General features: G+C 38.3%; 27 protein-coding genes, 1 tRNA gene and 1 rRNA gene. 3 read left to right on the top strand and 26 right to left on the bottom strand.

Going from position 1 to position 26,296, the window contains the following annotated elements; translation table 11 throughout:
- From B1B04_RS23440 to B1B04_RS23460, 5 genes are all read right to left on the bottom strand, one after another.
- A 16S ribosomal RNA gene (locus tag B1B04_RS23440) occupies window positions 1-187 on the bottom strand; the annotation flags it as partial.
- 551 nt (window positions 188-738) lie between these two features.
- Window positions 739-975 (bottom strand): glutaredoxin family protein, encoded by a 237-nt coding sequence (locus B1B04_RS23445; RefSeq protein WP_079563759.1) that lies wholly within the window; start codon window positions 973-975, stop codon window positions 739-741.
- A gap of 208 nt (window positions 976-1,183) precedes the next feature.
- Window positions 1,184-3,457, bottom strand: a complete 2,274-nt coding sequence (locus B1B04_RS23450) for an alpha/beta hydrolase family protein (protein ID WP_079563760.1) — start codon at window positions 3,455-3,457, stop codon at window positions 1,184-1,186.
- 495 nt (window positions 3,458-3,952) lie between these two features.
- The gene (locus tag B1B04_RS23455; RefSeq protein WP_079563761.1) at window positions 3,953-4,705 is read right to left on the bottom strand and encodes a TPM domain-containing protein; all 753 of its coding nucleotides are present in this window, start codon (window positions 4,703-4,705) and stop codon (window positions 3,953-3,955) included.
- Window positions 4,705-5,286 carry a LemA family protein gene (locus B1B04_RS23460; protein ID WP_079563762.1) on the bottom strand — a complete coding sequence of 194 codons (582 nt, stop codon included), beginning with the start codon at window positions 5,284-5,286 and terminating at the stop codon, window positions 4,705-4,707. Before B1B04_RS23460 ends, B1B04_RS23455 begins: the two co-directional genes overlap by 1 nt.
- 212 nt (window positions 5,287-5,498) lie before the next feature.
- Between B1B04_RS23460 and B1B04_RS23465 the strand changes: the two genes are divergently transcribed.
- Window positions 5,499-6,113: a spore coat protein gene (locus B1B04_RS23465; protein ID WP_079563763.1), complete on the top strand. Its 615-nt coding sequence runs from the start codon at window positions 5,499-5,501 to the stop codon at window positions 6,111-6,113.
- Between the two features lie 427 nt (window positions 6,114-6,540).
- Here the strand turns inward: B1B04_RS23465 and B1B04_RS23475 are convergent.
- Window positions 6,541-6,615: transfer RNA gene (locus tag B1B04_RS23475), tRNA-Arg, on the bottom strand.
- 463 nt (window positions 6,616-7,078) lie between these two features.
- On the opposite strand from B1B04_RS23475, the gene clpP reads away from it, so the two are divergent.
- A complete protein-coding gene (gene clpP, locus B1B04_RS23480) occupies window positions 7,079-7,669 on the top strand; it encodes an ATP-dependent Clp endopeptidase proteolytic subunit ClpP (protein WP_079563765.1) in 591 nt (196 codons plus the stop codon).
- A 150-nt stretch (window positions 7,670-7,819) separates the two neighbouring features.
- The gene (locus B1B04_RS25475; RefSeq protein ID WP_205756648.1) at window positions 7,820-8,287 is read left to right on the top strand and encodes a hypothetical protein; all 468 of its coding nucleotides are present in this window, start codon (window positions 7,820-7,822) and stop codon (window positions 8,285-8,287) included.
- Between the two features lie 130 nt (window positions 8,288-8,417).
- Here the strand turns inward: B1B04_RS25475 and B1B04_RS23485 are convergent, their stop codons facing one another.
- The 20 genes from B1B04_RS23485 to B1B04_RS23580 form a co-directional block, all read right to left on the bottom strand.
- Window positions 8,418-8,675, bottom strand: coding sequence for an HPr family phosphocarrier protein (locus B1B04_RS23485; RefSeq protein WP_053485816.1), 258 nt, complete (start codon window positions 8,673-8,675; stop codon window positions 8,418-8,420).
- Window positions 8,676-8,770: 95 nt separating this feature from the next.
- On the bottom strand, window positions 8,771-9,718 hold the full coding sequence (gene whiA / locus B1B04_RS23490) for a DNA-binding protein WhiA (protein ID WP_079563766.1): 948 nt from the start codon (window positions 9,716-9,718) through the stop codon (window positions 8,771-8,773).
- Window positions 9,719-9,792: 74 nt separating this feature from the next.
- On the bottom strand, window positions 9,793-10,767 hold the full coding sequence (locus tag B1B04_RS23495; RefSeq protein WP_079563767.1) for a gluconeogenesis factor YvcK family protein: 975 nt from the start codon (window positions 10,765-10,767) through the stop codon (window positions 9,793-9,795).
- 4 nt (window positions 10,768-10,771) lie between these two features.
- Window positions 10,772-11,665, bottom strand: coding sequence for an RNase adapter RapZ (gene rapZ, locus B1B04_RS23500; protein ID WP_079563768.1), 894 nt, complete (start codon window positions 11,663-11,665; stop codon window positions 10,772-10,774).
- Between the two features lie 9 nt (window positions 11,666-11,674).
- Window positions 11,675-12,142, bottom strand: coding sequence for an 8-oxo-dGTP diphosphatase (locus B1B04_RS23505; RefSeq protein ID WP_079563803.1), 468 nt, complete (start codon window positions 12,140-12,142; stop codon window positions 11,675-11,677).
- Between the two features lie 520 nt (window positions 12,143-12,662).
- Window positions 12,663-13,607, bottom strand: coding sequence for a thioredoxin-disulfide reductase (gene trxB / locus B1B04_RS23510; RefSeq protein ID WP_079563769.1), 945 nt, complete (start codon window positions 13,605-13,607; stop codon window positions 12,663-12,665).
- 167 nt (window positions 13,608-13,774) lie between these two features.
- Window positions 13,775-15,298, bottom strand: a complete 1,524-nt coding sequence (locus tag B1B04_RS23515; protein ID WP_079563770.1) for a tetratricopeptide repeat protein — start codon at window positions 15,296-15,298, stop codon at window positions 13,775-13,777.
- A gap of 90 nt (window positions 15,299-15,388) precedes the next feature.
- Entirely contained in the window at window positions 15,389-16,006 is a 618-nt protein-coding gene (gene hisIE / locus B1B04_RS23520; RefSeq protein ID WP_079563771.1) for a bifunctional phosphoribosyl-AMP cyclohydrolase/phosphoribosyl-ATP diphosphatase HisIE, read from the bottom strand.
- Window positions 16,003-16,764, bottom strand: a complete 762-nt coding sequence (gene hisF / locus B1B04_RS23525; RefSeq protein ID WP_079563772.1) for an imidazole glycerol phosphate synthase subunit HisF — start codon at window positions 16,762-16,764, stop codon at window positions 16,003-16,005. The genes hisIE and hisF overlap by 4 nt, the downstream gene beginning before the upstream one ends.
- Entirely contained in the window at window positions 16,758-17,390 is a 633-nt protein-coding gene (gene hisH, locus B1B04_RS23530; protein ID WP_079563773.1) for an imidazole glycerol phosphate synthase subunit HisH, read from the bottom strand. Before hisH ends, hisF begins: the two co-directional genes overlap by 7 nt.
- Complete coding sequence (gene hisB / locus B1B04_RS23535; RefSeq protein ID WP_079563774.1) at window positions 17,387-17,986, bottom strand: imidazoleglycerol-phosphate dehydratase HisB; 600 nt, start codon at window positions 17,984-17,986, stop codon at window positions 17,387-17,389. Before hisB ends, hisH begins: the two co-directional genes overlap by 4 nt.
- Window positions 17,987-17,990: 4 nt before the next feature.
- Window positions 17,991-19,265, bottom strand: a complete 1,275-nt coding sequence (gene hisD, locus B1B04_RS23540; protein WP_079563775.1) for a histidinol dehydrogenase — start codon at window positions 19,263-19,265, stop codon at window positions 17,991-17,993.
- Window positions 19,266-19,327: 62 nt separating this feature from the next.
- Window positions 19,328-19,951 carry an ATP phosphoribosyltransferase gene (hisG, locus tag B1B04_RS23545; RefSeq protein WP_079563776.1) on the bottom strand — a complete coding sequence of 208 codons (624 nt, stop codon included), beginning with the start codon at window positions 19,949-19,951 and terminating at the stop codon, window positions 19,328-19,330.
- Complete coding sequence (locus tag B1B04_RS23550) at window positions 19,944-21,116, bottom strand: ATP phosphoribosyltransferase regulatory subunit (protein ID WP_079563777.1); 1,173 nt, start codon at window positions 21,114-21,116, stop codon at window positions 19,944-19,946. Before B1B04_RS23550 ends, hisG begins: the two co-directional genes overlap by 8 nt.
- Before the next feature lie 571 nt (window positions 21,117-21,687).
- Window positions 21,688-22,230, bottom strand: a complete 543-nt coding sequence (locus B1B04_RS23555) for an acyltransferase (RefSeq protein WP_079563778.1) — start codon at window positions 22,228-22,230, stop codon at window positions 21,688-21,690.
- 4 nt (window positions 22,231-22,234) lie between these two features.
- The gene (ppaX, locus tag B1B04_RS23560; protein WP_079563779.1) at window positions 22,235-22,876 is read right to left on the bottom strand and encodes a pyrophosphatase PpaX; all 642 of its coding nucleotides are present in this window, start codon (window positions 22,874-22,876) and stop codon (window positions 22,235-22,237) included.
- A gap of 12 nt (window positions 22,877-22,888) precedes the next feature.
- Entirely contained in the window at window positions 22,889-23,710 is an 822-nt protein-coding gene (gene lgt, locus B1B04_RS23565; protein ID WP_079563780.1) for a prolipoprotein diacylglyceryl transferase, read from the bottom strand.
- 52 nt (window positions 23,711-23,762) lie between these two features.
- The gene (gene hprK, locus B1B04_RS23570) at window positions 23,763-24,698 is read right to left on the bottom strand and encodes an HPr(Ser) kinase/phosphatase (protein ID WP_079563781.1); all 936 of its coding nucleotides are present in this window, start codon (window positions 24,696-24,698) and stop codon (window positions 23,763-23,765) included.
- Window positions 24,699-24,958: 260 nt separating this feature from the next.
- The gene (gene cccB / locus B1B04_RS23575; protein WP_079563782.1) at window positions 24,959-25,276 is read right to left on the bottom strand and encodes a cytochrome c551; all 318 of its coding nucleotides are present in this window, start codon (window positions 25,274-25,276) and stop codon (window positions 24,959-24,961) included.
- Window positions 25,277-25,328: 52 nt separating this feature from the next.
- Window positions 25,329-26,177: a YitT family protein gene (locus B1B04_RS23580; RefSeq protein ID WP_079563783.1), complete on the bottom strand. Its 849-nt coding sequence runs from the start codon at window positions 26,175-26,177 to the stop codon at window positions 25,329-25,331.
- Window positions 26,178-26,296: the final 119 nt, after the last annotated feature.

Below are 26,296 nucleotides of genomic sequence, written 5' to 3' on the forward strand. Positions count from 1 at the left end.
AATAGATTATTCGGTATTAGCCCCGGTTTCCCGGAGTTATCCCAAACTATAAGGTAGGTTGCCCACGTGTTACTCACCCGTCCGCCGCTAACGTCAAAGGAGCAAGCTCCTTCTCTGTTCGCTCGACTTGCATGTATTAGGCACGCCGCCAGCGTTCGTCCTGAGCCAGGATCAAACTCTCCATAAAAGAAATTTGATTAGCTCAAATTGTTTTGCTGGCATCATGTTTGATGTCCAAAATTTTGTTTCGTTCACTAACTCAAGGTTAGCTACTGAAAACTTTATTGATTACGTTTTGCTTGTTCAGTTTTCAAGGTTCATGTTTCATTGTCGACTAGCGACAAAAATAATTATATCAAAATATCAATATGTTTGTCAACAACTATTTTGAAGTGTTTTTTCACTGTCAATGTGACAGGACTTTATTCTATCAAAATATCAATATGTTTGTCAAACCTATTTTGAAATGTTTTTTACTGTCGAAGTGACAGGAATAATAATATATCACGATTACTTTTCACCTGTCAACACGTTTAAACAATTTTTCAATACAGTAGATTTAACAACAGCTAAATCATACTATTAAATAGAATCAACCCTTTCAATTAAAGGAACACATCATAAGGGTACTATAATTAGGTCTACATAAATAATTAACCTCTTAGAAGGAAGCGAATTTTTTAAGCATATTCGTTTCCACGCTCTGTGTATGTTGATTTATACAAGGTTCCTCCTTTGTTATTCGCTACATAAATGCTCCATAAGTGTTGGGTAATCCAAATTGCCGTATTGTATTACTTGCCCATCTTTTTCTACTACCGGAATCATGAGCATATACTTTTCATGTATGCTCTCATCTTCTTCAATATCGATAATTTCTAAATCGAAATCTATATCTTCCTGTACAAGCTTTAATGTATGCAGTCCCTCTACACATAGCCCACAATTAGCTCGACTAAAAAATTTCACGTTCAATTACAGCACCTCCCTTATGAGCTATTATAAAACGAATCAGCTATCTATACACAATTTATCGAGAAATAGCACCCATTATTAAAATGGTTCTGACTTTTCCTATCCCTAAAATAACAAAATTATCGGATATATGGATTATTCTATTAGGGTTCTAACTATAAAAGACTGTGCAAGGTCATACTTCCTGCACAGTCTTCTTTCATACATATTATTTTTTCAGATGGCTATCTAAGAATTTCAGCATTGCATTGTAGAATTCGATTCTATTTTCTTCATTATGGAAACCATGGCCTTCATTATCCTTCACCATGTATTCTACATCGACGCCTCTTGCACGTAACGCTTCAACAATTTGATCAGATTCAGCTTTGTTTACACGCGGATCATTTGCACCTTGAGCGACGAATAATGGTGTTTTAATTTTATCCACGTGGAAGACAGGTGAAACTGCTGTTAATAGCTCTTTATCCTTCACTGGATGTCCTACTCGCTCATATAACATTTCACGCATTGTTTCCCAGTATGGAGGAATTGTATTTAATAGCGTAAAGATATTCGATACACCCACATAATCAACTGCCGCTGCATATAGATCTGGTGTGAAAGTGATACCTGCTAAAGTTGCATAACCCCCAAAGGATGCACCGTAAATTCCGATTCGTTTTGGATCTGCAATACCTTGGTTGATTGCCCATTGTACACCATCCGTAATATCATCTTGAATTTTGAGACCCCACTGCTTATTACCAGCCTCAAGGAACTTTTTACCGTATCCAGTCGAAGAACGGAAATTCATTTGTAGTACTGCGTAACCGCGATTTGCTAGTAGTTGCACCTCAGGATTAAAGCCCCACATATCACGTCCCCATGGTCCACCATGTGGATTGACGATAAGTGGCAGATTTTTAGCCTCTTTGTTTTTTGGTAATGTTAAATAACCGTTAATTGTTAGACCGTCTCGACTTTTATATGAAATTGGATGCATTTCTGCAAGCTCTTCTTGTTTTAACCAAGGGCTTAATGTTCCCATTTCTGTCATTTTATCTATTGTTGAATCGTAATAATAATATTTTCCGTAAACAGTGTCACTAGAAACACTAACAATAAATTTTGTCATTTCTTTATTGTAATCATTAATACTTAATTCACTTTCATGAACTCCTAATTTGTTTTGAATTTTACGGAATAGTTTTTCAAAGTCCTTGTCAAAGAATTGATAGTGTACTTTATCCGTTATATATCCACCGTATAATAATTTATCTTTCTCAGGGCTATATAATACACCTATTACATCCACTTCTGAGTTGGACATAATTACTTCTTCATTACCTTTCAAATCATATTTAACCACTTCTACTTTATCTCTTCCTTTATTAGAAGTTGCAAAAATATGTTTATTGTCTTTAGAGAAAGCAATTGGCATTACTTCATCTCCTGCTTTCATTTCAATAAATGGCTTGAATTCGTCTTTCTCTGAGTCACGGTAAAGGATAGTTCCTTCTACACCATCTGAGGTAACTGCCATACGTACTTTTCCATCATGATCTGCTAACCAACTCGAAATATTACCTGGGTTTTTAGCAACTTGTGTAGTTTTTCCAGTCTTCACATTAAGCTTGTATACATCAAAGACCTTTGCATCTTCTTTATTCATCGTAATAAGGATTTCGTCTTTAACGCCCTGTAAATCACTTAAGAACCTAACTGTTACATTTGGATAAGGAGTTAAATCTTTTTCCTTATTACCATTAAATTTTGTTGAATAAATGTGGAAGTTTTCATCGCCACCTTTATCCTTTAAATATAGTAAATTATTATCTTTCCAGAATGACCCGGCAATATCACGGTCCTTTGAGCTAGATACACGTACTGGCTCACTATCATCATTCATTTTCTTTACGTACACATTTGAACGATTTTTCCACGCAGAGTTATAAGTAATGTAATTTCCGTCTGGTGAAAGTTGATAGCCAACGCTTCCAGGGTTTTTCATGAAATCTTCTACAGAAATTTCTTTCACGCCTTTATTACTGACAGCGTTTTTCACATTTTTAGCATTGTTTAAAATTTTGACCGCATCTTGTTTAGTAATCGTTTCACTATTCGAAAGACCGTTAAATAAACCAAGCTTATTTGCTTTTTCTTGATACTCGGCAAGTGTTGCTTCTTTTTCTTCTTTATTTAAAGCTCTTACTAAAACACGTGCCACTTCATCACGTTTAATATTGACACTTAAATCTTTTAATTCTGCGCCTTTTACCCACGTATCAATGATTTGCTGACGCATTGTTTCAGATCCATGCTGGAACGTAAGAGCTGTTACCGTTAAATCTAAAAACTCCTTAGCTGATAGACGTTCCTCTCTTACTTCTACTTGACTACTAGTTTCATTGGCCGCGCGCACTTCCTGCATAGATACAGGAATGACAGCAGATGTCGTTAAAATAACCGCTAATGATGCTGATAAAAATCTTTTATTCAAAACGATTCCCTCCTATTATCAGTTCGTGTCATACATTTTTTTGTCAATACAACAAATTTAAACCAACTTCTGTATGTTTGTCAATTTTCTGGTTCACTAGATTAAAAGGTATGAAATCAACTGAATACATGAGTAGATAAACAGTCTGTATGTATTCGTCATCAAAGGTGCAAACAACTGATGACTGAACGAACTCCCCATTACTTCTTGTAGCATAAAACTTTTCATAAGGCGTATTCATGAGTTTTTACTTTCAATAATAAAAGGACTGTGCAATAAACTTCCTTCATAGTTACAGGATTAACAGCTGATGTTGTTAAACTAACTGCTAATGATGCTGATAAAAGTCTTTTATTCAAAGTGGTTACTCCATATCAATACACGTTAGATTGTTAGAACTTTTAAACCAGTAAAAAAGTGAACTCATTTGTAGTTCACTTTTTTGAATATAATAATCAATCGCCTCAGCATAATTCGTCTAGATTCAGAAAGAAGTTAAAATTTCCGACTTGCTCCACCACCAGCAGATGAGCCTCCTCCGAATCCACCAAAGCCACTTCCTCCAGAGCGGCCACTGCCAAAGCCGCCACCAAAACCACCTGGATAACCGCCACGTCGACCTGAACGAGGCCCTCCCCCTCTACCTTTTGATACAACAATTACTATGATAACGATTAAAATAATTATCCACGTTGGCATTCCTTCACTGTCTGCTGTATTTTCAGGCACCTCTCCATCCCAATCGTACTCTTGCGCGACATTTTGAAATACTTCCGCATACGTTGCTTTAAATGCCTTATCCATATTTTCAGCACCTACATTTGGATAAAACGCATCATCTAAAATGCGCCCCAGTTTGCCATCAGGTAATGCCCCTTCAAGGCCTTGACCTACTGCAATAACAACATCATTATTGCCTTTTCCCTGCCCAAACGTTGCTAAGATTAACACACCATTATTTTTTTGGGCATCACCAATACCCCAAGAGCGAATCATTTTTGTTGCATACATTTTTGGCTCTTGGCCATTAATATTATCTACTGTTACGACCATAATTTCAGCACTTGTACCTTTATCTAGCTGCTCTGAGTAACGATTGAGTTCTTCCTCTACAGAGGCAGATAAAACATTAGCAAAATCATGAATATACGTATTTTTCATCGGTGTTGGCATTGTGGCATCTGCTGTTCTAATAGATAAAATAAATAGGAAGCCAACAATAGCAAGTTGGGTCATCAACCGTTTCATTATTGTTTACCTGAACCGCTAAAATCTATAGATGGTGCCTTTTCAGCACCGGCAGCAGCTTTAAAATATTCCTTCTGTTCAAAGCCAAACATCCCCGCAATTAAATTACCTGGGAAACGTTTGACTGTTTTATTAAAAGCCTGCACTTCATTGTTATAATCTTCTCGGGCAACAGCTAAACGGTTTTCTGTCCCCGCTAATTCATCCATTAATTGACGGAAGTTTGCATCTGCCTTTAAATTCGGATAATTTTCTACAACTACTAGCAATCGACTAAGTGCTCCATTCAATGCATCATTGGCAACCGCTTGCTCCTTTGGACTTTGAGCACTTCCCATTTGTGCACGTGCGTCTGTAATGCTAGCGATAACTTCTTTTTCATGGTTGGCATATCCTTTTACAGATTCTACTAAGTTCGGAATCAAATCGTAGCGACGTTGTAGCTGATTTTCAACCTGAGCCCATTTCGAATCTACGCCCTCCTCAGCCGTTACAAGGCTATTGTATTTTGGTATAAATAGTAAGGACAATACAACTAAAATAATAACGATAATTCCGATAGGTCCAAATATTTTTTTCAACTTTAAAACCACCTTCGCTTTCTTTTAGCTATCACTCAAAATCAGAAATACTATTTATTTTGACGATGAGCCATTCTTTTCATTACCACTAATATGCAACAAAAAAACATCACTATTCTACTTATATGCAAACGCATCAATACCGTATGAAATTTGTCTAACGTGCCATACTTAATATGTAACAAAACTATGATATATAGGAGGCGCTTTTTTTGACACAATCGTTTCAAAATGAATCATCAAACCAAACATCATTCAACCAACAACAAAGCCTAAATCATGGTGGACATGAACTAATGGACATGCATGAAACAATTGGCGAAATTATTGCTGGAATGAATCAATCGATCTTTTTACGTCAACATGTTAAGGATCCTGAGTTACTTAGCATTTTGGATCGCCAATATAATTTCACATTAGGTATGTATAACACAATTGTGGAATCATTTAATACAGGGCATGATCCTTCCGTACCTACAGGACGCTATCAAATGGAGACAGGCAATGATTTCAAATATGGATTAAATCCTGGCCAACCTAAAAAGCCTATGCAAAATGCAAGCGAGCTCAACGACGAAGCAATTTCTGGCTTCCTATTAGGTGCTCAAAAAGGAGCAGCAAAATGTATGACTGCTGCAGCAACTGAAACTACAAACCCTGTAGTTCGACGTGTTGTTGCTGATAGTATTCCCAACTGCATTGAAATGGCATACGAATTATCTATTTACCAAAATATGCACGGCTACTATCAAGTACCACAATATTCTCAACAAGATATGAACACGATGCTTAATTCGTTCGGCACTACAACAAATCCCCTACATTAAAAAAAAAACAAGAGCAGTCCCATAGGTGATGCATCATCACAGGGGCTGCTCTTATTTAATGAACTATAAATTTTCCTCGCTCGTTTTGCGGATTACAAAAAGCTTCTCTCTTCGACAAATAGCCAACACAATCTCTAACTCCACAGTCAAAACCCATTGCATATGTTACTTTTTTTGCAAAAAAAAGAATCCCCTCAGATAGGATTCTTTTTTTTCGACTAGTATAACTAGTCTTCACGTACAGTATGTTCACTAAAAAATAATTTGGAGTTGTTGCTCTTTTGAAGGTTTGAAAGGAACAGATACGGGAATAATGCCTATTAGGTAATATTCCCATTAATTTCCCTCTCTTTCTCCACTAAGCAGGCTGCTAAACTACTTATTAGGAGAATTCGAGTTATAAAAATATATCAAATAATCAGTAAAATGGCGCCCTCGGAGGGAATCGAACCCCCAGTGCAAGAACCGGAATCTTACGTGTTATCCATTACACCACGAGGGCAATTGAACAAAAAAAAAGTACCCACTAGGCTTTACGAAAAGCATGATGTAGATAATCCTCATTTGAAGCATACCTGACAAAATAGTGTACTGTACTTTAACTTATGATCTTATTCATTATACAAACGTATTGCTCAAAATTCAACTATAGAATGTAAAACATTTAAACTTTTTTTATCTTCATTCAGTAAGTTCAAAATACCTAGTAAATAAAACGCAGCTACAGTGTATGTCACGCATTAGAAAGGAAGTTAATGTACGGGCTTCAGGCGCATTGTTTATCTACGTAAAAGCGAAGCGCCTGCTTCAATTAACACAAGGCGAAATTATTTTAATTTATTTCACTTTAACAGGGTTAATATTTGACCTTCCCTGACTATAATGTGTATGATAAGGTTACAGCTGAATGCGATGGAAGTTTTCAGCAAAAGTATTCGAATTTAGTTTTCTAAGGAGGATTTAACATGAATTTAATTCCTACAGTTATTGAACAAACAAGTCGTGGTGAACGTGCGTACGACATCTATTCACGACTACTAAAAGACCGTATTATCCTATTAGGGAGTGCAATTGACGACAACGTTGCTAACTCAATTGTTGCTCAACTTCTATTCCTACAAGCAGAAGATCCAGATAAAGATATCTTTCTTTATATTAACTCACCAGGTGGATCAATCACTGCCGGTATGGCAATTTATGACACAATGCAAATTATCAAGCCACAAGTACAAACAATTTGTATTGGTATGGCAGCATCTATGGGTGCTTTCCTACTTGCAGCTGGTGAACCAGGTAAACGTTTCGCATTACCGAATGCTGAAGTAATGATTCACCAACCACTTGGCGGTGCACAAGGTCAGGCAACTGAAATCGAAATCGCTGCAAAACGTATTTTATTCTTACGTGAAAAATTAAACGGTATTTTATCAGAACGCACAGGTCAACCACTTGAAGTCATTGCAAGAGATACAGACCGCGATAACTTCATGACTGCTGAGCGCGCAAAAGAGTACGGCTTAATCGACCAAATTATGGATCGCAACGACCGTAAATAAAAAAACGAATGGCATCTCAGGTTTATTCCTGAGATGTCTTTTTTTGTTTGCTTTGATGGGTCCACCCTTGATTCGGCTCTTCTATCCGTCGCTTTGGATCTTCTATCCACGTTTTTGGCGTTTCTATCCGCGACTTCGGCGGTTCTATCCATGTTTTTGGCGTTTCTATCCGCGTTTTCGGCGGTTCTATCCATGTTTTTGGCGTTTCTATCCATGTTTTTGGCGTTTCTATCCGCGTTTTCGGCGGTTCTTTCCGTCGCTTCGGCTCTTCTTTCCATCGCTTTACCCTTACTTACCGTCGCTTCGGCATTTCCATCCGTCGCAGCCTTTTCTTCCGTCGCTCTACTCTTTCTTTCCGTCGCTATACTCTTTCTTTCCGTCACTTCGGCATTTCCATCCGTCGCTTTACCCTTTCTTTCCGTCGCTTCGGCATTTCCATCCGTCGCAGCCCTTTCTTTCCGTCGCTTCGGCCCTTCTTTCCGTCACCTCGGCTTTTCCATCCGTCACCTTAACTTTTCTTTCCGCCACTTCACCCTTTCTCCCATCGCTCCGACTCCGACTCTACTCCCTATCACTTCAATCTTCCTATCCCTCACGTCGACGATCGATACAGGATAACATTGACCTTCATCTCAAGTTGTACAAATATCCAACAAAAATAGGACCTGCTTTTTCAATGTGAAAACGCAAAAAAACTGCCCAATATGTAAGTGTGACCTCTTGGACAGTTTCTGCATTATACGTTTTATTAATCTTCTTTTTCGATTAGGGCTGCTAATGCTGTAACCGCTTGCTCAGCATCGTTACCATCACCGCTAAGGACAACTTCTGTTCCTTTTGCAATGGCTAAGCTCATAACACCCATAATGGATTTAGCATTTACTTTTTTCTCGTCTTTCTCAAGAAAGATATCTGCGCTAAAGCGATTTGCTTCTTGTACAAATAGCGCTGCTTGTCTAGCTTGTAGTCCTAATTTCAATTTTACATGGACTCTTCTCTCGGTCATTCTTAAAACTCCCCTTTACTACCGTTCATCTTATTATTTTTATCTTACCTTACTTACTAGCAAAAGAACAACACGTACCTGAAAAGTATGAAAATTTAGCCACCAATTTTTTCGCCACTTCTTAATGCATCAGCAATCTCATCAATTTTACGTAATCGATGATTGACACCTGATTTACTAACCGTTCCACTTGATACCATTTCACCAAGTTCTTTCAGTGTTACATCTTGATATTCTACTCGTAATCGCGCTATTTCACGAAGTTTTTCTGGTAATTGATCGAGACCTATTGAATTTTCAATAAATCGGATATTCTCTACCTGACGTAATGCGGCACCTATTGTTTTATTTAAGTTCGCTGTTTCACAGTTAACAATGCGATTAACACTATTTCTCATATCTCGTAATATGCGGACATCTTCGAACTTCATCATTGCTTGATGAGCTCCAACGATATTAAGGAAATCGGAAATTTTTTCAGCTTCTTTTAAATAAGTTACAAAGCCTTTTTTTCGTTCAATTGTTTTTGCATTTAGCTCAAATTCATTCATCAAATCCATTAAAGCCTCGCCATGTTCTTTATATAATGAATAAATTTCTAAATGGTAGGCTGATGTTTCTGGATTGTTGACAGAGCCTCCAGCTAAAAATGCTCCTCGTAAATATGCTCTTTTTTGGCCACCCTTTTTAATGAGCTCTCGAGAAATAGTATGATTAAATTGAAAGTCGTCTGAGATGATTTCTAAATCAATTAGTAGCTCACGCGCACCTTCTCTAACACGGCAAATGTATACGTTATTTTTTTTCAAACGCATTTTTTTTCTAACAAGCAACTCTACATTATATGGATATAGTTTTTTCATAATCGTATAAAGCCTTCTTGCGATTGCAGCGTTTTCAGTTTGTACGTCTAAGCTTAACTGCTTATTAGCGAAAGATAATGAACCATTCATACGAATTAGGGCAGATACTTCTGCTTTCATACAATGATTGTCCGCTTCTATTTGAGTTAATTCCTTTTTCGTTTCAGAAGCAAAAGACATATCACGCCCTCCTTTCAACCTTTTGTTCTATGTATATGCCATCTTATCATATACAATAAGCGCTTTATAATTCACTAACTTTTTGCCTCATAGATTTTTGCATAATCTACAAGCCATTCCGCAACGTTTGCCGCATTATGACGAACCGTTCCATCAGGACGAATCGTGGCAATATCTCGTTGAATAACCTCTAATCGCATACTTTCGAGCTTGGCAACGTCGAACGTTACTGGCTCAGCACACTCTTCCTTATAAAGTTCTTTTACAGGATGAGGAAGCTTTACATCATTTACTAAAATAGAATCAATGAATGCGTCTCCAACATGGTCATATAAAGCTTTTACATGATCACCAGCTGTATAGGAAATGGTTTCACCTTTTTGAGTCATTAAATTACAAACGTAAATTTTTCTTCCTTTTGCCTTTACAACAGCTTCTCCAATTTCTTTTACAAGAAGGTTTGGAATTATACTCGTATATAAACTTCCCGGACCAATTAAAATATAGTCAGCACGATTGATTGCTCGAATAGCCTCTGGTAGCGGTTGCACGTTTTCAGGTACTAAAAAAACTCGACTAATTCGTTTTTTAGCAAAGGGAATTTTAGATTCACCTTCAATGATAGAACCATCCTCAAGTTCGGCATGTAAATATATCTTTTTATTAGCAGCTGGTATGACGCGGCCATGCACCTTTAAAACCTTTCCCATTTCACTAATAGCATGGTTAAAGTCACCAGTAATATCTGTTAAAGCCGTCAGCATTAAATTACCTAATGAATGACCACGTAAATCTTCCGATGCTAAAAATCGATATTGAAACATTTGCTCTACAAGCGGCTCGACATCAGATAACGCTGCGATAACATTACGGACATCACCAGGTGGTGGGATATCATAGTCATCTCGTAAGCGTCCTGAAGACCCACCATCATCTGCTACTGTAACAATTGCAGTAATATCAAATGGATGGTGCTTGAGGCCTCGCAGCAGGGTAGAAAGCCCTGTGCCACCACCTATTACAACAAGCTTTGTTCGCTTCTTTCCCATTCACTCAATCCTTTCTACGATTGATGTCACGATGCGCAATAACGGTATTTTCCTTCCCAGCTAAATATGCCCCGAAATATTCCGCTAATGTTACTGAGCGATGCTGTCCTCCAGTACATCCAAAAGCAATGACAAGTTGCGATTTACCCTCTTGTCTATAAAGTGGAATCATAAATTCAAACAAATCCGTCAATTTTTGAATGAGTGTTTGCGTATCCTCAAGTGCCAGCACATAAGAAGATACCTCTGTTTGTAATCCTGTTTTATGACGTAACTCTTCTACATAATATGGATTTTTTAAAAAACGGACATCAAACACTAAGTCGGCATCGATCGGCATACCATGTTTAAATCCAAAAGACATAATATTTACTGAGAATATATTATTGGCATCATTTGCAAATTCTTTTGCGATTTTTTCACGTAGCTCTTTTGGCTTCATATTAGATGTATTATAAACAAATTTAGCGCGCCCTTTTACTTCCGATAAAAGATTACGTTCTCGTTTAATGCCATTTAATAGCAACCCATTTGCAGCCAAAGGATGTGCACGTCTTGTTTCCTTATAACGTCTAACTAGCGTTGCATCATCTGCATCTAAAAATAAAATTCGTGCAACTATATCTCCTTCTTTAAGCATATGGTCGAGGGCGCCAATAAGAGAATCAAAAAAGTCGCCGCCACGCATATCCATGACAGCTGCTATACGTGTAATATTTTTACCCGAATCCCTTAGTAGGGTTAAAAATGTTGTGAGTAACGCTGGTGGTAAATTATCAATACAGTAATACCCTAAATCTTCAAAGCTTTGAATAGCTACTGTTTTCCCAGCTCCAGACATTCCTGTAATAATAACTAATTCATGTTTACCTTTTAGGTCTTCAACCACCACTGTCATGCAGCTCCTTTATTGTTCTATTGATATTTGTATTTTCTCATGAAGTAATTCAAAATCGGTCGTATATTCAAATGTACCGTACTGAACGCCTGATTGTGAGATAGCAAATTGTAAGTTTGTACGATCACCTTCAGCCATTGGCAAATGTTTCAAGTCCTCTACTGGGTGCCATGCGAGTTTGCCTTCTCTAGTTTCTTTAAACGGTATGCCTTCTATATCCTTTGCAACAAACGTATAAAGCATCCATTCGTCCACTACCTCATTGTTTTCTTTAATAATCATCGTATAAACACCCTTTAAATGAGCATTTATAGGTGTGACATTTGTTTCTTCTTTAAATTCACGTACAGCAGCCTCATAAATCGACTCACCGCTCTCCATTTTACCGCCAGGAGCTACGTACCAACCACGTCTCGGCTTCTGAAGTAATAATACTTGATCGTCTTTAATGGCTATTAAATTTGCAATTCTTTGCATAGGCACACCTCTAATCACTTTTACGTTCTTCCTTTTATTATAGCAAGACTAAACAAGGTTTGTCCTCAATTCTAAACTTTAGGGGCATTGCAATTTTAACTTCACCGATACATGTGTGGCTACCTATTTTTAACCTCTATTCAAGCATATGAAACTTCACCATAAAAAAATTCAAAATTTCCGTTTACAACAAAAATAGGTTGCTCCACCTTATTTGGCGGAAACAACCTACTCAACAAAATAAAAGGGGGATTGCTAATTACACTTTTTATCTTACACCTTTTATATGTCATTCAAGTTACAACTATATTAAGACCGTATTAAAATTGTATATTTTTCCTTAAAAACTAATCAAGAGGATCATACCCATAACCTGGGGTTGATTTCCGTTTCAGCTGGGCGCTTTCTGTCCAGCCTCCGCTCCAATCAACTTGTTTATATAGTATACGTTTTAACAAATGTCATCCACACAACTTTTGGTGATGATCCATTCAAAAACAGATTTTAGGAGTGCTCCACTTTAAGCATTAATTTTTTCTAATAATTCTTCCACATAATGCTGTACGGCTTGTGCTGCAATACTTCCGTCACCTGTTGCTGTAACGATTTGACGAAGTGATTTTTCGCGTACATCACCAGCTGCGAAGATACCTGGTACTGTTGTTTCCATATTATCATTTGTCAAAATATAACCGGCACCATTTAATATACCTAGTGATTCAAATGGTTTTGTTAATGGTAGCATTCCAATGTAAATAAATACGCCATTAGTAGCAAAATCTGATTCTGTACCATCTACAGTTGATTGTAATGTTACACTTCCAACTTTACCATCAGCTTCATTGATTTCTTTGACTGTTGCATTCCAAATGAAATCAATTTTTTCGTTAGCAAAGGCACGATCTTGGAGAATTTTTTGTGCGCGTAATTTATCACGACGGTGCACAATTGTTACTTTATCAGCAAAACGAGTTAAATAAACGCCTTCTTCAACAGCAGAATCTCCGCCACCTACGACAACAAGATTTTTTTGCTTGAAGAATGCACCATCACATACTGCGCAATAGCTGACACCACGGCCACCAAGTTCTTTTTCGCCAGGTACGCCCATTTTTTTATACTCCGCACCTGTAGAAATAATAATTGCTCGTGTTTTATATTCTTTAGCACCTGATTTTATTGTTTTATATTCTTCACCATCAATAATTTCAGTTACATCGCCATACGCATATTCTGCACCAAATTTCTTAGCATGGTCGAACATTTTTGTTGATAGCTCAGGCCCTAAAATTGTATCAAATCCAGGATAGTTTTCTACTTCTTCTGTATTTGCCATTTGTCCGCCAGGGATCCCACGTTCAATCATTAAAGTTGAAAGGTTGGCACGTGATGTATAAACAGCCGCAGTCATACCAGCCGGACCTGCACCAATTATTACAACATCATAAATTTTTTCTTCTGACATAAATACTTCCCCCTAAACAAATACTTTTTTACCTTCATTCAGTAGGTGCGCAAACACCTACTGAATGAAGATAATGCCTCGGACGTAACCAAGACTCCATTGATAATAACTTCAGTATGTTCATCGTATGTGAAAGTAAAAAGTTATTCAACTATGTTGCTCACAGTCTAATTATTCGTACTTGGTAAAAACGTTAAAATTTCATCAATATACTTCGATAAAGTTGACACGGATACTCCGTATTGCTGAGCTATTTCTTTTTTTGTCACCTTGAGATTACGAGAAGAGCGGAATAAATAGTCATTTGCTCCTGCAATAGCCGCTGGATTTGTAAAACGATAATTGTTTATCAATGCTTGCTCACAAAGTACAAACCACATTTGGAACATTGGTGCAATTAATGTCGTCAGCTTACCATACTGTTCTAGTAAAATTTCTGACACACTTACTGCTCGTATAAAGCTAGCCTCTACTTTGTTTTTCATATCAAATTGATGTCCTAGTGCATAAGCTAGGAACAGCTTTTCATACGCATTACATTGGTCAACATCTATCCATTTGGGATGAGCGATAATTTCCTGTTTATGTGCTGTACAACTTAGTAAAAATAAACCAAATATGCGTTCACTTGTATAATCGCTCTCCAGCTTCTCCACAATATAATCACGGTCATGCTCTAATGCATCCAGTGAAAACGTGTTTTCTTCTTGGCGCCAAGGTTCAAAGCCTTCTTTTTCAGGATCTAGCTCAAGTAGCTGCTCCCATGCACTCTTTGATATTTCTTCATGTCCTGAGAAATAAGCTGCATGAGATAACCAAAAGTAAAAGCCAGCATCGCCTACATAGCCTCTTTTTTGCATGCTACGCAACCATTTAAATGCTAATTCATATTGTCCAACGAGCGCTAATGTTGCACCTAACTTATAGCGATGTTCCCATAAGTATGGCTGAATTTTCACAAGTACTTCTAAAAGATCTTTTAAATCCTCTTCATTTTTTTCATAGTACGCGATCACCGTTAAATTACATAGTGCATGTAAATTTCCCTTATTTTCACGTAATACATTATTTAGAAGAGCCTTCGCCTGCTCTGCTTCACCAACATAAAAATAGGCAAGAGCTAAGTTATTATAGGCAGACCAAAAATCTGGTCTATCCTCAATTAACTCTTCTAGCATATTAATAGCTTCAGGGAAATCTCCCTTTTCCATACAACGTCTTGCTTGCTCCTGCCGATATAAATCTTCAGCAGAACCTTCAAGCTCTTCAAAGTCATCCTGCTCAATATCAACAAAGTCTAATATTTCAGCAGCTTCATCAGCATAAGCACCCTCTGGCTCTATTTCTAAATATTGCTCTGCAAAGCGTTTAGCATCATGTATAATACCAATGCATCCTGAAACCTCTGCCATGTAAAAAATAATTTCTGGATTTTCTTTATCTATCTGATAGGCACGATGAAGAAGATCATACGCTTCCTCGAAACGTTGACCCTCTAACTCTACTATCGCTAATTGCAATAAAATCATTGGATCATCAGGACTTAAATCAACTGCTCGCTGTAAATATTTATAGGCTTTATTCATTTGTCCGCTATTCATTGCTTGAATTGATTTTTTATAATAATAGTCGCCTGTTGGAATGAACGACACTATATTCGTTTGATTCTCTTTCTGACGTTTCTTTTCCAATACATTTCCTCCGAAACAAGAAATAAGGAACGTATGATACGTTCCTTTACACAGTAACTTCTATTATAACATACAATAAGCAATATGCCGTTATTTCTCCTCATGACGTTTTTCTAACACATGTAAAACGTCATAAACACTTACTTTTTGCTCTTGTAGTAAAACGAGTAGATGGTAAATTAAATCGGCAGCTTCCCATTTTACTTCTTCTGTATCACGATTTTTAGCACCTATAACAACCTCAGTCGCTTCTTCTCCAACTTTTTTACAGATTTTATCGATTCCTTTATCGAATAAATATGTAGTATACGCCCCTTCTGGCATTTCTTGCTCACGCTTCGCAATAACATTGGTAAGTTTAGAAAGAATCTCAACAGATCCGACTTTGGCATTTTGCTGAATAATTTCTGTAAAGCAAGAAGTTGTTCCATTATGGCAAGCTGGGCCAGCAGGAATTACTTCCACGACTAATGCATCACCGTCACAGTCCGCTTTAATTGATACAACTTTTTGTGTATAGCCACTAGTTGCCCCTTTGTGCCAGAGCTCTTGACGTGAACGTGAGAAGAACCATGTTTCTCCCGATTCAATTGTTTTTTCTAGAGATTCTTTATTCATATAGGCTACAGTTAGTACTTCTTTCGTATTCGCATCTTGTACTACCGCAGTGACAAGACCTTTTTCATCAAATTTAATGCTGTCCATCATCTTACTGCCACTCCTTTTTCACGTAAGTACTCTTTTACTTGTGCTACGCTCGTTTCTTTGTAATGGAAGATGGATGCGGCAAGTGCTGCATCTGCATCGACATCTTCAGCTAATACCTCGTAAAAATGGTCGGCATTCCCTGCACCGCCACTTGCAATAACAGGAACTGTCACAGCTTCTCTCACAGCTTTTGTTAAGGCTAAATCAAAACCTGATTTCTCGCCGTCCTGGTTCATACTCGTTAATAAAATTTCACCAGCACCTAAGCGAACCGCTTCCTTTGCCCACTCAGTTGCCTGCCATGTTGTTTTATTTCGTCCTCCATGCGTATAAACCATCCATGTAGCATCTTCCTCACTAAAGCGAGCATCAATAGCGACAACAATACATTGTGCGCCAAAAAAATCAGAACCTTCTTTAATCAGCTCCGGTCGCTCTAAAGCAGAAGTATTCACGGATACTTTATCAGCACCTGCACGTAAAATGCGTTTCATATCATCTAATGTACGGATTCCACCACCTACTGTGAATGGAATGGCTAATGTAGCTGCAGTTTGTCGGACGACATCAACCATCGTTTCACGGCCTTCATGTGATGCCGAGATATCTAGAAACACAAGCTCATCTGCCCCCTGCTCATCATAAAACTTAGCAAGCTCTACTGGGTCACCCGCATCACGTAATGACACAAACTGTACACCTTTTACAACACGTCCCTCTTTCACATCAAGACATGGAATAATGCGCTTTGTTAACATGATGCCAACCCCTCCAACCACTGCTTTAATAAACACACACCCAGTTCACCTGACTTTTCGGGATGGAACTGCATGCCCGTAATAGAGCCATTTGCAACAATGCCAGGAACTTTAATACCACGGTAATCCGCATAAGCGACAAGCTCCGTTTCATCAATATCGGTCGCATAAAATGAGTGCACAAAATAAACATGCTTTGCTGTTCCTTCACTCTTTAACCATAAAGGTCGCTCTGTTACTACGAGCTCATTCCATCCCATATGCGGTACTCGGTACTTCTGCCCTGCGTTTTCACCACTAAATCGTTTAATGCTTCCTTTAAAAAAGCCCAACCCCTTCGTAGTGGTCACTTCTTCACTTTGCTCAAATAATAGTTGCATGCCTAAGCAAATTCCGAGAAGTGGTCGATTTTCAGCTTTCACCTTCTGTAAATATCGATCTAAATTCGTTTCAGCTAAACGTTTGATAGCATCTGGAAAAGCCCCAACACCAGGAAGCAACAATGCATCTGTTGCATCTAGCTCAGTCTCGTTAGACGTGACTACAACCTCACAGCCAAGTCGTTTTAAGGCTTGTTCAACACTAAATAAATTCCCCATTCCATAATCAATAACACCTATTTTCACGTTAACAGCCCCTTAGTCGATGGTACACCTTTCACACGTGGATCTATTTCCACCGCTGCGTCGATGGCACGTGCTAACGCTTTAAAAATAGCTTCGATAATATGATGTGTATTTTGTCCATAAGGTACGATAACGTGAACATTCATCCGTGCCTCAAGTGCAAACTTCCACAAAAATTCATGTACTAATTCAGTATCAAAACTACCGACCTTTTCCTTCAATGGTGGCACACGATATTCTAAGTGCGGACGATTCGAGCAATCCACAACGACCTGTGCTAGCGCATCATCCATTGGCACAAATGCTGTCCCGTAACGTTTTATTCCTTTTTTATCACCTAGCGCTTCACGAATAGCTTGGCCTAATACAATTCCGAGGTCTTCTGTTGTATGGTGATCGTCTATATAGGTATCACCGTTCGCTTGTATTGTCCCATCAAAAAGCCCATGTTTGATAAATAGATCAAGCATGTGATCCATAAAGCCAACACCCGTTTCAATATCCGCCTTTCCTTCACCATCTAAATTGATGGCAACCGAAATTTGTGTTTCATTGGTTGTACGTTCAACTTTTGCATATCGTTTCTTTTCAGTCATAGTACTACTCCTTTTCCCATCCTCGCGATTCGACTGCACGCGCATGACCCTCTAAACCTTCCATACGTGCCAGACGTGCAATTTTCGGTGCATTTTCTGCCCAAGTTTTTTCACTATAAAAGACGACGCTCGATTTTTTCACAAAATCATCAACGTTTAAACCACTTGCAAAGCGTGCCGTGCTATTCGTTGGTAGAACATGATTTGTCCCTGCAAAGTAATCACCCACTGGTTCTGAGCTATAACGACCGATGAAAATACCACCTGCATGTCGTACTTGCTCCGCTACAGCCTCAGCATTTTTTGTGACAATTTCTAAATGCTCAGGTGCTAGCGAATTAATCGCATCTATGGCATCTGCCATCGTTTCAGCCACATAAATGGCACCAAAATTTTCTATCGATGCTCGCGCTACCTCTTCACGCGGTAAAGTCGATAATTGCTTCTCCACCTCATCAGCTACTTTTTTAGCCAATTGCTCAGAAGTCGTTACTAAAATGGCACAAGCCAATTTATCATGCTCCGCCTGTGATAAAAGATCGGCCGCGATTTCATCAGCAAATGCTGTGTCATCTGCTAACACCGCAATTTCACTTGGGCCTGCAATCATATCAATTGCTACCTCACCAAATACTTCACGTTTTGCTAATGCTACAAAAATATTTCCTGGACCTGTAATTTTATCAACGGGAGAAATTGTCTCTGTGCCATATGCAAGAGCCGCAATCGCCTGAGCTCCACCGATTTTGTATATTTCTTCTACCCCTAAAATATGCGCTGCCGCAAGTACACCTGGAGGTAATTTTCCATCGCGACCTGCTGGAGATGTCATCACAATGCGTTTGACACCAGCAACTTGTGCAGGAATAACGTTCATCAATACTGATGATGGATATGCTGCTGTACCACCAGGAACATAAAGACCTACTGCATCGAGAGCAGTAATTCGTTGCCCAAGCCATGAACCATCTGCAAGCTCCATGCGATAACCTGAACGCTTTTGCTGCTCGTGATAAAGGCGAATATTTTGAGTAGCTTCTGTTAAATCAGCATAAAGCCGTTGATCAATTGTATTAGCGCCCTCTTCTAACTCTTCCTTCGTTACGCGTAAATAGTCAGGGGCAAAGCCATCCCATTTTTCTGTATAAGAACGTATGGCTGCGTCACCTTGTGCACGAACATCTTTCAATACTTGGTGTACAACCTTTAACTGTTCCTCATTTCCACCTTCCAGTGGTCGCTTTAAGGAAATACCTTTTTCTAGCTTTAATATTTTCATAGGATTAATCTCCTTTAAATCTAGGAATTCATGTAGGTGCCCCTTCCAACAGGAGGCTTGATTTATATAACACATTTCTTTAAACGTTTCACGAGATCGATAATACGGTCACTCTTCATGCGGTAGCTTACAGGGTTGGCAATTAATCGTGATGATACGTCTGTAATAAATTCATATTCCACTAAGCCATTTTCTTTCAGCGTACGGCCTGTTGAAACAATATCAACAATTCGATCTGCTAAGCCAATCATGGGTGCCAATTCTATCGAACCATTTAGCTCAATAATTTCAACCTGCTCGCCAATACCCTTATAATATTTCATTGCAATATTAGGATATTTTGTCGCTATTCTTGGTGCAATTTCATTCATTGTCGTATTAGGTAAGCCTGCTGAAGCGATATAACAAGTACTTATTTTCAAATCCAATAACTCATGCACTTCACGTTGCTGTTCTAACAAAACATCCTTCCCAGCAATACCAATATCCGCTACACCATGTTCAACGTACACAGGCACATCCATTGGCTTTGCTAATATGAAACGAATTTTCTCTTCTGGAATTTCAAGCATTAATTTACGGGACATTTCGACTTCTTCTGGTAAATTAAAGCCGGCTTCTATAAGCATCTCGTATGCCTCGTCAAAGATGCGTCCCTTCGGCATAGCAATCGTTAATTCATTCACCGTCAACGTCCTCCTGTCCCACAACCACTACTTCTGTGAAGTGTGCTAAAAATGCTTCTTCTTCAACAAGGCTACTCCTTAACTGCAAGGTTGCCTGTTTACCAGCTGCTCGTAGCGTTTTTACTTTTGCAATCGCCTCTTCAAATTGTTCTTCCTCAAATAACACGACTGTAGCTTCTTGTCGTTCGACAGACTGCCCATCCAATGTTTCTAATAAGCGATCAACGCGAATACTAAATCCTGTAGCGCCTACTTTTGAGCCAAATACCTCCAGCAATCCGTCATAGCGTCCCCCATTGCCTAATGGAAAGCCACTGCCGGTAGCAAACACTTCGAATAACATGCCTGTGTAATAGCTCATATGACTAGAAAGTGTAAAATCAAAGGCTATATAATCCGCTAAGTTTGTAATTTCAAGTAGTTTAGCGAGCTGCTGCATATATTCTAATGCGTCATTTTTCCGCACGTATTTTTCAATATCTTGAATTTCTTTAACATTCATAGCTTCTTCAATAAATTGCAGTAATGCATCGGATTTTGCCTTAGGTAAATCAAATGATTCCACCGCTTCTTCAAATCCTACATAATTACGTTGCACAAGGAGTGCCCGCAGTATATTTTGTTGTTCAACGCTTTCTGTATAATCTTGTAAAATACAATTTAATATACCTGCATGACCGATCGTCATTTTAAAATTTACTAATTCAAAATGCTTTAATAACTCCATAGCTGTCACAATAACTTCAGCATCAGCAAATACAGAATTGTCCCCAATTAACTCGATCCCCATTTGATCAAATTCTGCCGGACGTCCACCTTCCGCTTCCTGTGCTCGAAAGACGCTAGCAAAATAAGCGAGACGTACTGGGATCATCTCTTTTAATAGTTTCGAGGTTGCCACGCGTGCAATCGGTGTTGTCATATCAGGTCGTAATACTAACGTGTTGCCTTGGCTATCTACTAATTTAAATAAATGCGCATCGGCTATTGCAGATGCTTTACCGACTGTATCGAAATACTCTACTGCAGGTGTTTTAATAAATTCATAGCCTCTTCGGCATAAAAAGTCTCGTCCAGTATTTCTAACAGTCTCTACCTTTTCGAATATTTGTGGAAATGTATCGCGCATTCCAAGTGGTTTTTCAAACATTTTAATCGACGACATTTTGACACTTCCTTATGATTCACTTTAACTCACTAGAGTGTTAGAGAATTAGATTATGAAAGAATTCTAACTTATTTCTTCTTTTCCGTCAATGCAACACCACGAAATTATCAAATAATTTCAATACTGATTATTCTGTTAATTATACTTAAAAATAAAAAAATTTAAACTTTAATTAACAGAGTAAGCTTTTTTCTCCTTAAACAAGTAAATCTTTACACAAAAATTGTGCAGAGCAAGGTGTAGGTAAACTGAATAAAGCATGACTATTCGGTAAAACGAGTGGTTGATTTCCGTTCCGACAGGGCGCTTTCCTGGGGGTGTCCAGTCTCCACTACAATCAACCACTTCACATAGCATGTATAATTTATAACGATAAAACGGACTTCAGCATGTCTGTACAAAAGCAAACCCATAGCAACAGATAGTTCTGCAGCGAAAGAAAACGCCAACTAAAAGTTTATATGCAAAAGCAAAATAGCACGTGCCACTCCTGGGAAGCGATTAAACTTCATACGTGACCATACGAAAAAAAACTGTGCACAGCAAAGCTTGCACAGTTTCGATGTTATTATTTTTTTGGCGTGGACCATTCCACTACTTCATTGCGTTTGCGTTCCGCCATTTGTTCAGCTGAATAAATAATTTGCATAGGATTGCCGCCTGCTAGACAGCCTGCAGGCACATCCTTATGTACAAGGGTTGCAGCTGACACGATCGCACCGTCACCTATCGTTACACCTGGTAGTATCGTTGAATTAGCACCAACCATTACTTCATTGCCAATATGAACATCTCCTAGACGATATTCCTCTATTAAATATTCATGCGCCAAAATAGTCGTATTGAAGCCTATAACGGTATTGTCACCAATGTGAATACGTTCTGGAAACATTGTATCTGGCATAACCATTAAAGCTATGGAAGTTTGTTCACCAATGTCCATTTTTAAAAAAGTTCTATACAACCAGTTTTTCACACGTAAAAATGGTGTGAAGCGTCCAATTTGAATGACAATGAAACACTTCATCACCTTCCAAAAGGACACCGTGTCATAAATATTCCAAAGCGAGTTTGCCCCTTCGACACGATAGCGTTCTGTTTTACGTGCCATTCACTTACCCCGCTTCCACAATTTCAAATAAATCCGTCATATGATGTAACATATATTCCGGCTTGAATTGCTGTAAGTATTCCTCACCTTTAAATGCCCATGCGACACCAGCTGCTCTAACTCCAGCGTTATGTCCTGCCTCAATATCGTGGGAATTGTCACCAATCATAATGGCCTCTTCCTTGTTTACTCCAAGGCGTTCAAGCGCAAGCAATACAGGCTCTGGATTAGGCTTTACATTTTTCACATCATCCGTGCCAATACGGATATCAAATAAATGATTTGCTCCTAGTACAGATAATCCGCGGTCAATCATCCCATTACGCTTTGTAGACACAATCGCTAATTTGATGCCCATATCCTTTAATTGCTCTAAAGTTGAGACCACATCAGGATATTGAGTGACAAGCTCATCGTGATGCGCTTCATTATATTCACGATATTTTGTAATCATTGCTTCCTCTTCACCAGGGGCAATGTCACTAAATGTCTGTTTTAGGGACGGGCCAAGGAATTTCAGGCAATCTTTTGGCGAATATTGCCCGGGAAATCGCTCGTTTAAAACATGCATAAATGTTTGAATGATTAAATCATTTGTATTGAGTAATGTGCCATCAAAATCAAATAGTAATGCTTTTACAGTCACTTTTCAAACCCCCTATTTATTATCTAAATATTTCACTGCGGGTTTTACTTTTATACGACGGTAAATAATCGCACCAAGACCCACTACAATGCCTATGATCGAAACAACCTGAGCTGAACGTAAATCCCCTACTAAATACAGGCTATCTGTACGCATACCTTCTATATAGAATCGACCGATTGAATACCAAATTAAATAGCTGAAGAATATTTCCCCACGATTTAAATTTACTTTGCGTAATACTAGTAAAATAATTAGCCCAATGAAGTTCCAAACGGATTCATATAAAAAAGTAGGATGTACGTAAGTTCCTAATTCTTCAATATACATTTGATTAATAATCCAGTCTGGCAACATTAATTGTTCTAAAAATTCACGTGATACTGGACCACCATAAGCTTCCTGGTTCATAAAATTTCCCCAGCGTCCTATTATCTGTCCAATTAAAATACTCGGTGCCGCAATATCTGCTACTCGTAAAAAGCTTATATTTCTTCTACGAGTGAATATGTAACCTGTCAAAAATGCCCCAATAAGTGCACCGTGAATAGCGATACCACCATTCCAAATTTCAATAATCTTCCCCGGGTTTTCACTATAATAATCCCAACGCATCGTTACATAATAAATACGTGCGCATATTATGGATATAGGAACAGCCCATAGTAATAAATCCGCAAGAAACTCCTCCGGTAGGCCCCTCTTAACAGCCTCTCTTTGTCCAACAAAATAAGCTAAAATAATACCCGATACAATTAGTAACCCATACCAACGAACAGGGATAGGTCCTAAATGGAAAGCAATCGGATTAATATCTAATAATAATAAATCCATCTTAAACTCCTCTCATCTATCATATAGGCTATTGTATCCTATTAACGAACAATTAATCATCTAATTCATCCGCTGATGAAATCACCTCATCTAATCGTCTAGAAAACTCTTCGGCTGCATTAACACCCATTTTTTTCAAACGATAATTCATTGCTGCTACTTCAATAATAACAGACACATTTCGTCCAGGTCTTACAGGAATCGTTAACTTCGTTAATTCCGTATCAATGATTTTCATTTTCTCTTCCTCTAAACCTAGACGATCATATACTTTTTCTGGATCCCATATTTCTAATTCGATCACTAATGTAATACGCTTGTACGGGCGTACCGCACTTGCTCCAAAAAGGGTCATAATATCGATAATACCGATGCCTCGAATTTCGAGTAAATGTTCTAAAAGAGGCGGTGGACTACCAATTAAAAAGTTCTCTGACTCCTGACGGATCTCTACACAATCATCAGCCACTAAACGGTGCCCCTTCTTGACAAGCTCAAGTGCTGTTTCACTTTTCCCCACACCGCTTTTTCCGATAATGAGTACACCGATGCCGTATATATCCACCAAAACTCCATGAGCAGCAGTCATTGGTGCTAAGCGACCTTCTAAATAGTTTGTTAGTCTACTCGAAAATTTCGTTGTTGTCATATGTGTTTTAAATACAGGTACATGTTTTTCATTGGACGCCTGTATAAGTTCCTTCGGTACCTCTAAATCCCGAGAAGTAATAATAGCTGGCGTATCCTGCGAACATAGTAGACGCATGCGTTCCAGTTTCACATTTGCAGGTAACATTTCAAAAAATGACAGTTCAGTTTTTCCAAGCAATTGCACTCGATTTGCAGGATAATGCGTAAAATATCCCGCCATTTCAAGCCCTGGTCTTGAAATATCACTCGTAACAATCGTTCTTCCTATTCCTTCCTCACCAGCTAACAATTCTAACTTAAATTTCTCCATAACGTCTCTTGTTAATACTACGACCAATGTTTTGTAGCCTCCATTCAAAGGAATTGAATATATGTTTTGTCTGTGTTAACAGTCAGTAAAATTTCCTATTCGTGGAAATTAACTAGCTGTATACACCTGATTGGTTCAACTAGCAATCAGCTTACTGATTGCAGCTTCACTTTATTTTAGCATGTCTAAGTTTAAAAGAACTATATTTACACTCTGTCTACATGACTAAACACTTCTACACATAAAAAAACTAGCGGTTCTCCAGCCCCGCTAGTTTCATGATCATTTTATTTTTGAGTTGCCAACCATTTAGCAACTGCTTTTGCATCTTCGCCTTTAACAATACCAGGAGGCATTGAACCTTTACCATTTTCTATAATATCTAAAAGTTCAGCTTCCGAAAAACGAGAGCCAGCATCATTAATTTTTGGTGCATTTCCTTGGCCTTGTAGTTCACCACCATGGCAAGTAATACAAGATTTCATTGCAATTGTTTCGCCATCTGGTGCAGTAGTTTTTGAACCTTCATTTACCGTTTTACCTCCACCACAAGCAGCTAAGAAGATTGCTGAACCAATAGCTAATGTTAACATTGCCTTTTTCATTAGGGACCCTCCTCAAAGTAAATAAGTATCTTTCCCCGACATTATACCAAAGTTATGCACGTTTGAAACCTTCTCCCAACACCTCATAAGCATTAGAAACGATCACAAACGCTGATGGGTCAACGTTTTTAATGAGTTGTTTCAGCTTTGTGAATTCTGTTTGGTAAACCACAACCATCAAAACTGGTCGAGCTTCCCCAGTATAACCACCTATTGCAGGCAACTTTGTCACGCCTCGATTGATCTCGGCATATATGGCATCACGTACCTCATCTTGTTTCATCGTAATAATGTAAATCATTTTAGACTGACTAAAGCCGAGCTGAATAATATCAATCGTTTTTGTCGTGACATAAAGTCCAATCAGGGCATACAAACCTTTCTCTAAGTCAAAAACAATTGCTGCACTAATTGCGATAATCCCATCAATTAAAAGTACACTTGTACCAAGCGTAATTCCAGTATACTTTGTAATAATTTGCGCTAGTAAATCAGTGCCACCAGTAGAAGCATTCCCCTTAAAAACAAGTCCTATTCCTATACCGACTACAATCCCCCCAAATAGTGCACCGAGTAAAGGATTATCTGTCCAAGGACTCCAACTGTTCGTTAGTAATACAATGAACGGTAATGTCACTGTTCCAATAAACGATTTTATCCCAAACTTCTTTCCAAGTAATAATATACCTGCTATAAATAATGGAATATTAAATGCATATTGTACTAAGCCAGGATTCCAACCAAATAAACCGTTTAAAATTGTACTAATTCCGCTTACTCCGCCAGAAGCTACTTGATTTGGCAGTAAAAATACATTAAAGCCGATAGCAATAATTGCAGCTCCTACTATGACGTACACATACTCCACAATGCTTTCCCTTACATCATGAATTTGATTCATTTCCCCCACGTCCACTTCAGCTTTCAGAATTTTTCAAAGACGAGATGATTATAGCAAATAGTTTTCGCATTGAGAACTTCGTCTTGATGAAGGAACATGTATTTTTATAATTTGCATTA

It is taken from the genome of Lysinibacillus sp. KCTC 33748, from assembly GCF_002237755.1.
Lineage (GTDB): Bacteria > Bacillota > Bacilli > Bacillales_A > Planococcaceae > Lysinibacillus.

Bases quoted from the DNA above. Each gene is read 5' to 3' on its own strand.
- B1B04_RS23455 (WP_079563761.1), bottom strand. From the start codon at position 4,705: ATGAAACGGTTGATGACCCAACTTGCTATTGTTGGCTTCCTATTTATT.
- B1B04_RS23580 (WP_079563783.1), bottom strand. From the start codon at position 26,177: ATGAATCAAATTCATGATGTAAGGGAAAGCATTGTGGAGTATGTGTAC.
- B1B04_RS23550 (WP_079563777.1), bottom strand. From the start codon at position 21,116: ATGTCGTCGATTAAAATGTTTGAAAAACCACTTGGAATGCGCGATACA.
- clpP (WP_079563765.1), top strand. From the start codon at position 7,079: ATGAATTTAATTCCTACAGTTATTGAACAAACAAGTCGTGGTGAACGT.
- trxB (WP_079563769.1), bottom strand. From the start codon at position 13,607: ATGTCAGAAGAAAAAATTTATGATGTTGTAATAATTGGTGCAGGTCCG.
- whiA (WP_079563766.1), bottom strand. From the start codon at position 9,718: ATGTCTTTTGCTTCTGAAACGAAAAAGGAATTAACTCAAATAGAAGCG.
- hisD (WP_079563775.1), bottom strand. From the start codon at position 19,265: ATGAAAATATTAAAGCTAGAAAAAGGTATTTCCTTAAAGCGACCACTG.
- hisB (WP_079563774.1), bottom strand. From the start codon at position 17,986: ATGACTGAAAAGAAACGATATGCAAAAGTTGAACGTACAACCAATGAA.
- B1B04_RS23505 (WP_079563803.1), bottom strand. From the start codon at position 12,142: ATGCAAAGAATTGCAAATTTAATAGCCATTAAAGACGATCAAGTATTA.
- B1B04_RS25475 (WP_205756648.1), top strand. From the start codon at position 7,820: ATGTTTTTGGCGTTTCTATCCGCGTTTTCGGCGGTTCTATCCATGTTT.
- rapZ (WP_079563768.1), bottom strand. From the start codon at position 11,665: ATGACAGTGGTGGTTGAAGACCTAAAAGGTAAACATGAATTAGTTATT.
- lgt (WP_079563780.1), bottom strand. From the start codon at position 23,710: ATGGATTTATTATTATTAGATATTAATCCGATTGCTTTCCATTTAGGA.
- B1B04_RS23495 (WP_079563767.1), bottom strand. From the start codon at position 10,767: ATGGGAAAGAAGCGAACAAAGCTTGTTGTAATAGGTGGTGGCACAGGG.
- B1B04_RS23555 (WP_079563778.1), bottom strand. From the start codon at position 22,230: ATGGCACGTAAAACAGAACGCTATCGTGTCGAAGGGGCAAACTCGCTT.
- hisF (WP_079563772.1), bottom strand. From the start codon at position 16,764: ATGTTAACAAAGCGCATTATTCCATGTCTTGATGTGAAAGAGGGACGT.
- cccB (WP_079563782.1), bottom strand. From the start codon at position 25,276: ATGAAAAAGGCAATGTTAACATTAGCTATTGGTTCAGCAATCTTCTTA.
- B1B04_RS23485 (WP_053485816.1), bottom strand. From the start codon at position 8,675: ATGACCGAGAGAAGAGTCCATGTAAAATTGAAATTAGGACTACAAGCT.
- hisIE (WP_079563771.1), bottom strand. From the start codon at position 16,006: ATGATGGACAGCATTAAATTTGATGAAAAAGGTCTTGTCACTGCGGTA.